The organism is Achromobacter sp. RW408, from assembly GCF_003184165.1.
Lineage (GTDB): Bacteria > Pseudomonadota > Gammaproteobacteria > Burkholderiales > Burkholderiaceae_B > Achromobacter > Achromobacter xylosoxidans.
In genome coordinates this window covers 1,996,768-2,010,008 of record NZ_QHHO01000049.1, presented here as the reverse complement: position 1 = coordinate 2,010,008, position 13,241 = coordinate 1,996,768, and the positions used below count along the sequence as shown (strand labels likewise).

Here is a 13,241-nt window from a genome sequence, read left to right as displayed (position 1 = left end):
CCGGCAAGGCCCGGTCAGGGTTGGGCGGCGTAGCGCGGCGAGCGAGGGCCGTACAGAATGCCGCCGGAAGTACCGGCACTGAGCAGCATGTTGTTCGTCATGCCGGCGACGCCATAGCTGCGATCGGAGAGCGTATTGACGACCTGATCCACCACCGCCTGCACCAGCATGCCGATCAGGCCGCCGCTGCTGTTGCTGGCTTGCACGACCTCCTTGCTGCCATCCCACAGCTTGGCGCCCGTGCGCAGGTCCACCAGCGCGGCGTCGATCGAAACCGTGATCGAGCTGGACAGGACCGCATAGCTCGACCCGTACTGTTTGACGGTCATATACAAGGCGGCATCCGCGCCAAAGATCTCGCGCAGGCGCGCGGCCGGCAACTCGTGGATTTCGTCCGCGTTGGTCAGGCCATTCTGCTTGAAGGTCTCTTCCATGACGGCCACGGGCACGACGTAGTAGCCCGATTCCGCCAGCGGCATGGTCGCCTGCGCCAGCACCGCCGCGCCCGCCGCCACGTCCACGGACGTGTTCAGCGGCGGCAGCACCAGGATCGATGCCGGCTTGCTTTCGCGAAAGGCGGCATAGTCCACATTGCGCTGCGGCGCGGCGCAACCCGCCAACAGCGCGACCAGCGCCAACACGGCAATACGCATGATCGTGTTCATCTCAGGCTCCTTTCTTGGCCGGCTGTGCGTTGGCCGGCGTGGGCGAGGCGGCGGGCGCGGCGGGCGCCGCCGACGGTGCGGCCGACGCGGGCTCGGACGGCGCGGCCGACGCGGCGTTGTCCGCCATCTTGCTGGCATTGCGCAGCAGGAAATCCATGAACGGCTTGGATTCGGGGAAGGCCGCCTTCTCGCCTTCCAGCTGTTCCAGGCCCTTGGCGCCATCACCCAGCTTCAGGTACAGCATGCCCAGATGCGCGCGGAAGCCCGGCGGCAATTGCGCGTTGCTCGCCCGCGCGGTTTCGATGTTCTTTTCCATCGCCAGGCTCTGCGCCGCGTAGTCGGCGCCATCGTCCTTGAGATAGGCGTAGACCGAAGGTTGGTACGACTGCCAGCTGTACATGCTCTTGGGTTGCTGCGCGCACGCGCCCAGCAACCCCGCCACGGCAACCACCGCCATGGCGCGCCCCATGCGCGCGAGCGCCCGCGGGCGCGCCTTCGCCAGATTGTTCGACATTGGAATACCTATCAGGGTTGTACCGGTTGCCAGGCGCCTTGCTCGATGCCATCGACCAGACGATCCACGGCCTCGCGGATCGCCAGGTCCAGCACCTTGCCGTTCAGCGTGGAGTCATAGCCGGCGGTGCCGCCGAAGCCGATGACTTCGCGGTTGGACAGGCTGTATTCGCCCGCCCCCGACGCGGAATAGACCACCTCGGAGGTCGTCACGTCGACCACGTTGAGGTCGACCTTGGCGTAAGCCACCTGTTCCTTGCCTCGGCCGAGGATGCCGAACAGCTGATGGTCGCCCGTCACCTTGCGGCCGAACGCCGTCACGTCGCCCGTCACGACGTAACGCGCGCCCTTGATCTGGCTGGCCTTTTTGTTGAACGCCGCTTCCTGCGCGATTTCGGACAGGTTGTCGCGGTCCATCACCTGGAACCGACCGCTGCGCTGCAGATGGCTGACCAGGATGGTCTTGGCCTGGCCGCCGAGGCGGTCCACGCCGTCGGAGAAGACGCCACGCAGGTAGTTGGTGCGGTTGTCGAACTTGCCAACCGAGATCGGACTGCGCACGCCCTGGTAGGGCTTGCTGGCCGCGGCGACCGCGGGTACCGCGACCGACTGGGAACGTTCGGTGGCGCAACCGGCCACCAGCAGTGACAGGACCGTCACCGCGCCAAGCGTTACTGCCTTGCTCAACATGCCTTACTCCTGCAGACCCGGCACTCGATGCGTGGCGGGCGAAGCGTGAAATGATGGAATCGGGCAGTGAGTATATACAATTACATACAGTCGTAATAATTAGAATTGATGTAGAAAAGCCGGTTATTTCGTCCTAAAAATCACCAATCTCGGCCATCTGCAACACTCCGCGTACGGACGAGTCAGATTTTTCGGGCATTGGCACCGTGCCGGCACTCTTTTTGCCGGGGCGCGCTCCCTCGTGAGCGCCCCCTCTCGAACCGTTGCCCAAGAGCCGGCCGGTAGGTCCGTCAGTCGTCCTGGGCGTCGGCCGGCTTGTTGATCTGCGAGGCGTCGATGATCTCCGTCACCAGCACCGCCTGCGGGCCGTGCAGGAAATACTCGGCCTCCAGCGGTTCACGCAGCTTCATGTAACGGTCCTCGCCGATCTGCATGGTGTGGCCGGCGGCCAGCTCGGCGCCGCTGTCGAGCAGGTACGCCATGATGTTGTTGAACATGTTCGAATACTGCTCGCCCTGGTGATGGCCCTCGGCCAGCACGGCGAAGTCCGGCAGCCCGAAGCGGCCGGCGCCATAGGTGCGCATCCACACGCCTTGCACGCCTTCCACCTCGTACTTCACGAAGCCGCAGTACAGCATGTTCAAGGGCAGCGAACGCAGCAGTTCCAGGCTCTCGTCGCCCATCGACTCGCGCGAGAACACCCCCGCCGGCAGTGACGTGTGGGCATCCTCGTTCAACACCGCGACGGCCTGCAATCCAGTCAGCGCCCCGGCCACCGCCGCCAGCGCCACGTACTGCTCCAGCGGATCCTCCTCGAAGCCGGCGTAGTAGAGCAGCACATGGCTGACGTGGCCGCGCACCTGCTCCTTGACCTCGGCGGGATAGTGCGCCGGCGCCACGCACGCCTCCAGCGCATCCTGGGGGAAGGGCGCGTTGAAACCCACCAGGCGAACCACGTGCTTGCCCCAGCCGACCAGGGCCAGCAATTCCGGCATGTCCGGTTCGATCTCCGCGCGCGCCTCGCGCATCTCGGGGTGATAGGCGCGCAGCGCCGCCGCCAGCGCATCGGCCTGCGGCGCCAGCGGCGCGGCGAACACGACCTGCAGGCTCGGGCCATCCTTCATGTCGGGATTGGCCGTCAGGGCGACGGTGTCGGCGGACGATTCGGCGCGACCGAAAAAACGGGAGAAGATGCTCATGGAAAGGATCCTGGCGGTGCGGGAAAAGCGTGGATGCTAGCAAGGCGGCTACGGACGCAGGCTCGCCATGTGCAACAAAACCCCGCCGCGCGCTACCGGACGTTAGCGGACGCCGGAAAACCGCGCCGCGTCACTTCAGTTCGCGCGTCGCGCCGATGACGCGCAGGGTGGGCATCAACTGGCGCCAGGCGTCCTTGGGAATGACCGCCGGCCGCTTCAGGTCGGCCGCCGCCGGATCGTCCAGCAGGTCGCCCTTGCAGGCGAACACGATGCTGTTGGTCATGTCATCGTCCACCACCTCGAACATGGCGCCGCCGAACGCGGCGCGCACCCGGTCCAGGTAGGCGTGGTGCAGCGGATGGTTCACATGGAAGTTGATCACCAGGATGCCGTTGTCGCGCAGGGCGCGATGGCAATCCGCGTAGAAGTCCGCCGAGCACAGGGCGGGAGGGATGCCGGCGTCGTCGAAGCCGTCCAGCAGCAGCACGTCGGCGGCGTCCCGCAGCCCGCGCAGATGCTCGGCCGCGTCCGCCTGGACCACCCTGAAACGCTCGCCATCGGGCGGCACCATGAATGCATCGCGCAAGGCGATGACGCCCGCATCGATCTCGACCACCTCGATGCGCGAATGCGCCAGGTAGCGATGGCAGAACTTGGCCAGCGACCCGCCTCCCAGCCCCACCATCAGGATGTCCGCGGGCGCCGGCGCGAACAGGACGAAACCCATCATCATCCGCGTGTACTCGAGGTCGAGCGCATCGGGGCTGAGGGTCGACATGCGGCTCTGGATGACCTTGTCGGAAAAATGCAGGGTGCGCGTCGTGCCCGCCACGTGCACATAGGGTTGGGCCGCGGGCAGGGCGGCGCTGGCGGCATCCGGCGCCACCGGCGCGCTGGACAGGGACAGGGAGGAATCACGGACGGACATGGGGCAGAAGATACCACCGCCGCAGGGCAGCGCGGCAGTGTCGGACGGATTCCTGCCGGCGCGGTTAAAGAATGCGCATCGGCCTGCCGTACATGTCGTGTCACCTCGCCGTCGCAGCGCCGGCCATCGGCCGGCCGCGACGCCATGTGTCCCGCCTTACCGGAATCCTCCATGCAGCCCCTGCTCACCGACACCCTCCTTCCGACCACAGCCACCGCCAGCAACGACGCCCCTGCCGCCGCCAGGCGCGACGCGGACGCGGCGCGGGACCGGGCCGCCGCGCAGCCCGCGGACAAACCGGTCTCGATCCGCGTGATCCTCAGCGACGATGCGCTCGAGCGCGCCGCCAAGGCGCGCAAGGCCGCCTTCCAGATGGCCACCGACGCGGCCCAGTCGCGCCACGACCTGGCACGCGCCCGCGTCGCGCAGATCAAGCAGCGCATCGACACGCTCAAGAAGATGCTGATGTTCCTGGGCAAGGCCGCGGCCAAGGCCATCCTGCGTGAACTGCGCCAGCTGGCCGGCGAGCTCGGCCAGGCCGCCAGCGCCCTCAAGGACAGCGGCGGCGTGCAGGCCGCCGGCGCGTCGCCGGGTGCGGCGGCCGCGCCCGTGGTGCATGGCGCGAGCGGCGTCCCGGCCACGGGTGACGCCAACGGCACGCCGGCCGGCACGGCCGAAGGCGCCGATGCCACGGGCGCCGGCGCGCCCACGCCGACGACCGCCGCCTCCCGCGCCCTGGCGGCCTATGCCGCCGCCAGCGACACGGCGCTGGACAGCGACGCCGATACGGCCGACACACCCGCGGCCGACACCGCGGCACAAGGCGCCGCCGCCGCGGCCCGGGCGGACGCCGCCAAGGCCGCATCCGCGTCCGTCGACACCGACACCGACACGGCCGGCGACCGGAACGACAAGGCCGGCGCCCCCACCGAATCCCGCCACGAGCCGCAGGCCGCCCAGAAGCGCCGCGAGGGCGACGCCCAGGCCGTGCGCGATGCCATCCGGGCCATGAAGGAACTGCTCGCCATGCTCAAGAGCAAGCTGCGGCAGCACGACAAGGAAGCCCAGAAGCAGGTCGCCGAAGTCCGCGACGCCCTGGCCGAGGCCGAAAAAACGGCCCAGGCCATCGACGGCGGCGGCGCGGCAGTGGGCGTCGGCGGCATGGAAGGCGGCGACGCCACGACCGCCGCGGCCTGAACCAGACGGCGGCGCGGGCATGCCGAGCGGCATCGCCCGCGCCCCTGCGCGGCCGGGCGCAGCCGGCTTATGATGGCCCCTTTCCTCCCAGCCGCCGCGCCGGATGACGCGGCTACCGCAATGCCTCGCCTTCACCCGCTCTGCTTCGCTTTTCTGCTGTTGCCGCTCCTGGCCGCCGCGCAAACCCACGTCGACCCCGACGCCGAGCAAGCCCGGCAGACCTTGAAACAACGCGCCATCGAACCCGAGTGGATCGACGACTGCTTCGTGGCCGGCAACCCGTTTCGCTACTGCATCTACCTTGACAAACAAGCGGGTGGATTTCGCGTGGTCGACCAGCATTTGCAGGAGCCTTACCAGGTCTACCTGTTCGACAACGGGCCCGACTACCCCAAGGAAGGCCGCTATCGCATCCGCCTGAACGGCAAGATCGGCTTTGCGGACGAGGAAACCGGCGCCATCGTCGTCGCCCCGGTCTATGACTGCGCCTTTCCCTATGAAGACGGCAAGGCCAGCGTCGGTTTCGGCTGCAAGGAAGAAAGCGACGGTGAACATCGCTGGTGGTCAGGCGGCAAGTGGCAGGACATCGACCGGCAGGGCAAGGTCATCGACTAGGGAACCGCGCGGCCTGGCTCGCAGCAACTCCCGGCCAGCCCCAGGTTGCTCGCGAACGTGGTGCCGGCGTAGGCGCGCCGCGCCAATCCCATCGCCGCCAGCCGCGGCATCACCCCGTCCAGCAGCAGATCCAGCGACTGCATCGCCCCACCCGGCAGCGCAATGAACCCGTCCGCCGCGCCGGCCTCGGCCCGGCGCTGGATCTCGGCCACCGCGTCGTCGACCGTTCCCACCACGGTCCAATGCGCCGATGCCGCGGCCTCCGGCCGCGCCAGCAGCTCGCGCAGACAGGGTTGCTCGCGCTCGACCAGCCGACGCAGCAATTGCACGTGCGTGGGGCTGCGCATGTCGGGCCCGGGTTGCCCCAGCATGCGCACGGTGATGGGCTGGTCCGGATCAAGCCGTTCAAGATCCAGGCCCAGCGCCCTTCCCACGTACAGGCGCTGGCGTGCCCGGTCCTGGTCCGCGTGGGCCGCGCGATGCAAATCCCGGGCCTGGGCCCGCGACGCCGCCAGATACAGGCTCAACCCCGGCAGCACCCGTATGGCCGCGGGCTCGCGGCCATGGTCGAGCGCCCGCTGCCGCAGGTCCCGGCGCAACGCCACGCCGCATTCGATATCGGGCGTAGCGGCGAACACCGCATCCGCCACGCGGGCGGCGAAGTCGCGCCCCCAATCGGACGCGCCCGCCTGGAACAGGGGAATGCGGCCGTGGGCGCGACCAGGCACATTCAGGGGTCCCTGGACGCTGAAATACTCGCCGCGATGCGCGATCGGCGCGATACGCGTGACATCCGCGTACTGCCCGGACTCGCGGTCCGCCAGCACCGCCTCCTGCGGATAACTGCGCCATAACGCGCGCACGACTTCGGTGAACTCGAGCGCCTTGCGATAACGCTGCGCCGAAGGCGGCATTGGCGCATCGCCGAAATTCCGGCTGCCGTCCAACGCGGTGACGATGTTCCAACCCGCGCGCCCTTCGCTGATCCAGTCCAGCGATTGCAGCTGGCGCGCCACCACGTAGGGCGGATTGAACGAGGTCGCGGCTGTCGTCACCAGGCCGATATGCCGCGTATCCTGCGCCAGCGCCGCCATCAGCAGCGCCGGATCCAGGCTGCTGAAGCCCGGCCCGCGCGCCAGCGCCGGCACGTCCAGGAACAAGGCATCCGGCCGGAACACGAAGTCCAGGCACGCCTGCTCGGCGCGGCGTGCCACATCGCGGTAGAACGGCGCGCCGTGCAGTTGCTCGACCCGACTGTCCGGGCGTCGCCAGCCGGAGGCGGACAACCACGTGGCGGCCAGCGACAGGCCGATGCACAAAGGGGAAGATGACATGAGGCTAGATTCCTTGGAGTATCGGTTCAGTCGGTTTCGGCGCTGGAAACGGGCACCACCAGCGGCGTCCCGGACACGGGATCTGCCATCACGACGCAGCGGATGCCGAACAGGCGCCGCACCCGCTCCGGCGTGATGACCTCGGCCGGCGGGCCGCTGGCCTGCACCTTTCCGTCGCGCAGCGCCACGATGTGATCGGCATAGCGGGCGGCCTGGTTCAGGTCGTGCAGCACCATCACCAGGGTCTTGCCCTGCCGCTGGTTCAAACTGCGGCACAGATCCAGCACTTCCAGCTGGTGAGCGATATCCAGGTAGGTGGTGGGTTCGTCGAGCAGCATCACAGGCGCGTTCTGCGCCAGCGCGAATGCCAGCCAGGCGCGCTGGCGCTGGCCTCCGGACAAGGTGTCGACGGGCCGATCGGCCAGGGCCGTCAAGCGCGTCTGTTCCAGCGCGCGTTGTACCGCCTCGTCATCCTCCGCGCGCCACGGCTGCCAGAACGCCTGGTGCGGATAGCGGCCACGCGCCACCAGCTCCGCCACCCGTATGCCGTCGGGGGCTTGCGGCGCCTGCGGCAGGCAGCCCAGGCGAACGGCCAGCTCGCGCGCTCCAAAGCGCCGCAGGTCCTTGCCGTCGAGCAGCACCGTGCCGGCCTGCGGCGCCAACAGACGCGCCAATCCCCGCAACAGCGTCGACTTGCCGCACCCATTCGGCCCGAGGATGACCGTAATGCGTCCGGCCGGAATATCGAGGTCCAACTGCTGGCACACCGCGCCCAGGTCATGCGCCAGTGTCAGCCCACGCGCGCGCAGCGCCATCGCGCAAGGCGGGGATGCAGAGCAATCTTGCATGGGTAATCGTCCGCGAGAGGAAATCATCGGGCGCCCCGACGCAGCAGCAGCCAGATCAGGTAGAGGCCGCCCAGCAAACCGGTCAGCTTGCCGATGGGCAGGTGCAACGGCCAGAACGTCTGCTGGCCGAGCAGGTCGGCCGCCACCACCAGACAGGCGCCCATGGCGGCCGCCCCGCCCACCGACGGTCCGGTGCTGCGCAGCAGGCGCCGGGCGAGCTGCGGCGCGGCCAACGCGATAAAGGCGATCGGCCCGGCTGCGCCGGTGGCCAGGGATGCCAGCATCACCGCGCAGAACAGCATCGCCAGCCGTACCCGGGTTACCGGCAGGCCCAGCTGCCCGGCGACGTCGTCGCCCATTTCAAGCAGCGCCAGGCGGCGCACCGACAACCAGACGGGCGGCAGGAACAGGACGATGGCCACGCCGGCAAGCCAGGCATGCGCCCATGCGCGCGCATTGAGCGAACCGGACAACCACAGGTTCGCCAGCAATGCGTGATCGAGATCGCCCTTGACCAGCAACAGGCCATTGACGGCGTGCAGGATCGCGCCCACGCCAACGCCGACCAACACCAGGCGTCGCGTGCCCATCGCGCCCTGGCGCCGCGCAAGCAGCCAGACGGCGACCGCGGTCAAGGCGCCGCCAGCGACCGCGCCCATTGCCGCGCCGACGGTGGACGGACCGTAAACCACGATATGCAACAGCGCGCCGGTGGCCGCGCCCGTCGTGAACCCGATCAGATCCGGCGAGCCCAGCGGATTGCGCGACAATGACTGGAATACGGCCCCCGACACCCCCAGCGCGGCCCCCACGGACAGGCCGGTCAGCACCCGCGGCAGGCGAAAGCCCAGGATCAGGCGCTCACCGGGCGTGGCGGACGATCGTCCGATCGCGATGTCGAGAATGCGGCCCAGCGACAGTTCCGCGCTGCCGATCCCCAGGGCAATCAATGCCAGGATGACGGCGCACAGGGCGAGCGCCAGGCCACCGAGTAAAACCCGCCGCCGGGCCAGGAAGCCGAAGCGATGCACGTACCGCCGCGGCGGCATGGGAACGGAATCGCGCATGTCAGCAAGCACCGGCACGGCGCGCCAGCGCGACAAAAAGAGGTCCTCCGAGCAGCGCCGCCATGATTCCGGCGCTGATCTCGTCGGGCGGGACGATCATCCGGCCCAGCGTATCGGCAGCCAGCAGCAGGCAGGCTCCGACCAGCGCGGCGCAGGGGATCAGGCGCCGATGCGCGGACCCGCAGGCGTGGCGGGCCAGGTGCGGCGCGGCCAACCCGATGAAGGCGAGCGGCCCGGCGGCGGCGGTGGCCGCGCCGGCCAGCAACACGATAGCCGCCGCGGTGCCTGACCAGGCCAGGTACGGCCGCGTGCCCAGGGTCGTGCCAAGCTCACGTCCCAACGCCAATGCGTCCAGGGTTCGGCCCCATGCCAGCGCCAGGGCGACGCCCGTCACGGTTGCCGGCAGCACCACGGCCAGCACGGCGCCAGAGCGTCCTTGCAGCGAGCCGACCACCCAATGGCGGAATTGGTCGAAGACGCGATCGTCGCTGTTGACAGTGATGATCTGCGTAGCGGCAAACAGGATCGCCGACATGGCCGCGCCCGCCAGCACCAGCCGCAGGGGATCGCGCCCGCGATGCAGTCCGCCAATGGCATGGACCAGCGCGCCCGCCAGCGCCGCTCCGCCCAGGCCGGCCAGCAGTTGCGCGACCGGGCCGTGCACGACGCCCAGTGCCGTGGCCGCGGCGATGGCAAGCGCCGCGCCCGCATTGACGCCCAGCAGCCCTGGATCGGCCAGCGGGTTACGGGTCAAGGTCTGCATCAACGCCCCGGCGGCGCCCAGCGCCGCTCCGGCCGCCAGCGCCAGTAGCGTGCGCGGCAAGCGCAGGTGACGCACCATGAGGTGCGCGCTGTCGAGCGGATCGAAGACGGCCAAGGCCTGCCTCACCGTCGTCAGCGACAGCGGACGCGCCCCCATCATCAGGCTCAGCGGCGCCAGCAAGGCAATCGCGAGGGCACAGGCCAGCAACAAGCACCAGGTATGGCGACGCGCAAGCGGCGTGCGCGCCCTTGGCATCGGCGTCATGTCCCGAACCGTTCGAGCAGCGCGTCGAGGATCTGGCCCGCGCTGTACGCATCTATGCGAAAAGCGTTCCGGCCCAGGCCATAGACCTGGCGCGCGCGTACCGAAGGCAGGTTGGCCAGCACCGGATCGCGCAACATCGCCTCGGCATCGTCGGCATCCGCGCGCAACACGAAGGTGGTTTGCGCGGTCAAGCGGGTCAGCGCTTCATACGGCGCCCAGACGAAGTCTCCGGGGCGGCCCAGCGCGACGTGCCAGGCCGGATCCGGCGCCTCGATCCGAAACCCCAGGGCCGCCAGCAGCCGCGCATGCGGGCTGGCCGGCGTGGCGATGGGATTGTTGGTGCCCGGGCCGTTATAGCTGATGATGTTCACCTTGCCCTGCGGTACGCGCAAGCGGGCACGCGCCGCGGCAACCCGGGCATCGAAACCGGCGACGGCGCGCGTCGCGGCGGCCTCCGTGCCCAGCGCCCGGCCCAGCTGCAGGGCCAGTTCCTGCCAGGTCTGGTGGCTGTAGTCCACCACGATGACCGGCGCGATCGCGCGCAAGGCGTCGAGTTGCTCACGCGCCGAATCCGCGCCCGTGGCGGAAACAACGATCAGATCGGGCCGCGCCGCGTAGGCGGCCTCCAGGTCCACCTGCCCGGCCGGCCATGACGGCTTGAGACCGCGTGCGCGCGCCACTGCCGCCCATTGGTCGAAAAAACGGCCGTTGGCATTGCCGGCACTGGCGATCACCGGCGCTTCGATGGCCAGCAGCGTGCCGGTCACCGTGACCGACGTCGACAGGACGCGCCGCGGGGCGGCAGCCAGCATTGTCCGCGTGCCGTCGGCATTGTCGAAACGGCGCGGCCATCCATCATCGGCCAGCGCGGACGCCGGCAGGAAGACCGCCACCGTCAGCGACAACACCAGCAGCAGCCACGCAGTTATGGGCCGGCCCGCACTCACCACGTGAGCCTCGCGGTCGCCATGACCGTGCGGCCCGTGCCGTAATAGCACGAGGTGGCGGCCGAGCACGTGGCCACATACCGCTTGTCGGCCAGGTTGCTGCCATTGAGCGCCAGTTGCAGGTTCATGCCGCCGATCTTGCCGGCGTCATAGCGCAGCGCGGCGTCGAACAGCGTGTAGCCGGGAATATGCAGGTAGTTGGCCAGGTCGCCATAAGTCGGGCCGACGTAGCGCACGCCCGCGCCCATGCCCAGGCCGGCCAGCGGACCGCCATGGAAGGTGTAATCGACCCACATCGAACCCATCCAGTCGGGCACGCGGATCATGCGGTTGCCGGTATTGCCATCGTTGCTGCGCACCACCTTGGAGTCCATGCGGGTGACGGCGCCGATGAGGCTCAGCCCGCGCAGCGGCGTGACACGGCCTTCCAGCTCGATGCCGCGCACCCGCACCTTGCCGGTCTGCACCTGGTAGGCCTCGTCGGCTTCGTTGAGCGGGTCGGCCGTCAGCACGTTCTGCTGCGACAGCTCGTAGGCCGACAACGTGATCATGCCGTCAATGGCGCGCGGTTCGTACTTGATGCCCGCCTCCCACTGCTTGCCGGTGGTGGGCTTGAAGGCGCTGCCCGAACGCGTCGTTCCGCCGGTCGGCTGGAACGACTCCGAATAGCTGAAGTAGGGCGCCAGCCCATTGTCGAACAGATACGTGACGCCGGCGCGGCCGGTGAAGGCCTCGTCGCGGGTCACCTGGCGCGTCCCCGTCAGGCGATTGAGCGAATCCATGCGCGTCCAGTCCTGTCGGCCGCCCAGCGTGAAGCGCCAGCGGTCCAGCGCGATCTGGTCCTGCAGATACACGCCATACTGCGAATCGGTCTCGCGGGTGGACATCTGCGGCGCCAGTGTCGGTTCGAAATCGTAGTGGGTGTAGACGGGGTCGTACACATTGATGGCGATGGCGGCGGGCGACACCGCCGCCGCTTGGCGCAGGAAGGTCCACTGCGTCTTCTGCCAGTCGAAACCGGCGACCATGGTATGGGCGACCGGCCCGGTCGCGAACTTGCCCTCCACGCGCGTATCGATGGTCTGCGCATCGGAGTCGCCCTCGCCCTGGACCGCGCGACGATTCAGGATGCGGCCGCCGATGAGCGTGCTCAGGTTGGTAAGCGCGGCGCCGCGCACGCCATTGCCAACCGTGGCGCGGTACAACGAGTCCACGTGCGTGTAGCGCGCGTTCTGGCTGACTTTCCAGGCGTCGTTGAACTGGTGTTCGAGCTGCCAGCCGGCGGTCCAGATATTGCGGTCGTAAGTGTTCCAGTCGGGTTCGCCCAGGAACGTCGTGTTCTTGATGTAGCCCTCGGCGGCCGGCACGACGGTGCCCTCGTAGGGCAGGAACTGGAAGGTGCTGCCGCCGCGATCCTGTTGGTACATCCCCAGCAGCGTCAGGCGCGTGGCATGGTCATTGAAGTACATGGTGGCGCTGGGCGCGATGAACCACTGCTCGTGGTCGGTGTGCTTGATCTGGGTGGACCCATCGCCATACAGGCCCACCAGCCGCCACAGCACGTTTTCGTCCCCATTGGCCCCGCCCAGGTCGAACGCCGTCTGCGCGCGCCCATGACTATCCAGCTGCAACTGCACCACCTGATCCTGCTCCGGCGTCGGCAGCTTGCTGACCTGGTTCACCATGCCGCCAGGGGCCAGTTGGCCGTACAACACGCTGGACGGGCCTTTCAGCACCTCGACGCGCTCCAGGTTCCAGGTGTTGAAGGACGTCCGGTTCCAGCTCAGGCTAGTGTCCGACGGCGCGCGCAAGCCGTCCAGCATCACGTTCGCGCCAAAGCTGCCGGCATCGAAACCGCGGATGTAGAGATCATCCACGCGGTTGTCGATGCCCTGGCTCTCGGGCAGCACGCCCGCGGTGTAGCGCGTGGCTTCGTTGAGATTCCTGACGCCGCGCAGATCCATCTCGCGCCGCTCGATCACCGACACCGACTGCGGCACTTCACGCAACGGCGTATCGGTCTTGGTCGACCCTCCGATCGTCTCCGCCGGGCGGTAGGCATTCACCGTCACCGCTTCCAGGCTCACCGCATCGTCGGCCGCCAGCGCGGTTCCCGCCTGGACGAGCAGCGCCGCCAACAAGGGATAAGCCAAGCGCCCGGTCGGACGCGCGACACGGCGGGAATGAGGACGCATCGGGACGACGGCGGGC

The 13,241-nt window shown here is 68.7% G+C and carries 13 protein-coding genes; 2 read left to right on the top strand and 11 right to left on the bottom strand.

The window, feature by feature from the left end; genetic code table 11:
- Window positions 1-14: 14 nt before the first annotated feature.
- The 5 genes from DK459_RS28690 to DK459_RS28670 form a co-directional block, all read right to left on the bottom strand.
- On the bottom strand, window positions 15-665 hold the full coding sequence (locus tag DK459_RS28690) for a DUF799 domain-containing protein (RefSeq protein WP_006388126.1): 651 nt from the start codon (window positions 663-665) through the stop codon (window positions 15-17).
- Window position 666: 1 nt separating this feature from the next.
- A complete protein-coding gene (locus DK459_RS28685) occupies window positions 667-1,179 on the bottom strand; it encodes a DUF4810 domain-containing protein (RefSeq protein WP_047992471.1) in 513 nt (170 codons plus the stop codon).
- Window positions 1,180-1,190: 11 nt separating this feature from the next.
- Window positions 1,191-1,868: a CsgG/HfaB family protein gene (locus DK459_RS28680; RefSeq protein ID WP_020925561.1), complete on the bottom strand. Its 678-nt coding sequence runs from the start codon at window positions 1,866-1,868 to the stop codon at window positions 1,191-1,193.
- Window positions 1,869-2,158: 290 nt separating this feature from the next.
- Entirely contained in the window at window positions 2,159-3,067 is a 909-nt protein-coding gene (locus DK459_RS28675; RefSeq protein ID WP_024067462.1) for a DUF4261 domain-containing protein, read from the bottom strand.
- A gap of 130 nt (window positions 3,068-3,197) precedes the next feature.
- Entirely contained in the window at window positions 3,198-3,995 is a 798-nt protein-coding gene (locus tag DK459_RS28670) for a fused MFS/spermidine synthase (protein ID WP_024067461.1), read from the bottom strand.
- A gap of 171 nt (window positions 3,996-4,166) precedes the next feature.
- Between DK459_RS28670 and DK459_RS28665 the strand changes: the two genes are divergently transcribed.
- On the top strand, window positions 4,167-5,192 hold the full coding sequence (locus DK459_RS28665) for a hypothetical protein (RefSeq protein WP_110059134.1): 1,026 nt from the start codon (window positions 4,167-4,169) through the stop codon (window positions 5,190-5,192).
- Window positions 5,193-5,312: 120 nt separating this feature from the next.
- Window positions 5,313-5,807 carry a hypothetical protein gene (locus DK459_RS28660; protein ID WP_024067459.1) on the top strand — a complete coding sequence of 165 codons (495 nt, stop codon included), beginning with the start codon at window positions 5,313-5,315 and terminating at the stop codon, window positions 5,805-5,807.
- Here the strand turns inward: DK459_RS28660 and DK459_RS28655 are convergent.
- From DK459_RS28655 to DK459_RS28630, 6 genes are read right to left on the bottom strand one after another with little or no spacing between them, the layout of a single operon-like run.
- Window positions 5,804-7,141 carry an NtaA/DmoA family FMN-dependent monooxygenase gene (locus DK459_RS28655; RefSeq protein WP_024067458.1) on the bottom strand — a complete coding sequence of 446 codons (1,338 nt, stop codon included), beginning with the start codon at window positions 7,139-7,141 and terminating at the stop codon, window positions 5,804-5,806. The two genes, DK459_RS28660 and DK459_RS28655, sit on opposite strands and share 4 nt — an antisense overlap.
- A gap of 26 nt (window positions 7,142-7,167) precedes the next feature.
- Window positions 7,168-7,989, bottom strand: coding sequence for an ABC transporter ATP-binding protein (locus DK459_RS28650; RefSeq protein WP_050807753.1), 822 nt, complete (start codon window positions 7,987-7,989; stop codon window positions 7,168-7,170).
- Window positions 7,990-8,012: 23 nt separating this feature from the next.
- Window positions 8,013-9,092 carry an iron chelate uptake ABC transporter family permease subunit gene (locus DK459_RS28645; protein WP_020925568.1) on the bottom strand — a complete coding sequence of 360 codons (1,080 nt, stop codon included), beginning with the start codon at window positions 9,090-9,092 and terminating at the stop codon, window positions 8,013-8,015.
- The gene (locus DK459_RS28640) at window positions 9,058-10,083 is read right to left on the bottom strand and encodes an iron ABC transporter permease (protein WP_070539830.1); all 1,026 of its coding nucleotides are present in this window, start codon (window positions 10,081-10,083) and stop codon (window positions 9,058-9,060) included. Before DK459_RS28640 ends, DK459_RS28645 begins: the two co-directional genes overlap by 35 nt.
- Entirely contained in the window at window positions 10,080-11,099 is a 1,020-nt protein-coding gene (gene fepB, locus DK459_RS28635; protein ID WP_233256872.1) for a Fe2+-enterobactin ABC transporter substrate-binding protein, read from the bottom strand. Before fepB ends, DK459_RS28640 begins: the two co-directional genes overlap by 4 nt.
- Complete coding sequence (locus tag DK459_RS28630) at window positions 11,027-13,183, bottom strand: TonB-dependent siderophore receptor (RefSeq protein WP_006388114.1); 2,157 nt, start codon at window positions 13,181-13,183, stop codon at window positions 11,027-11,029. The genes fepB and DK459_RS28630 overlap by 73 nt, the downstream gene beginning before the upstream one ends.
- Window positions 13,184-13,241: the final 58 nt, after the last annotated feature.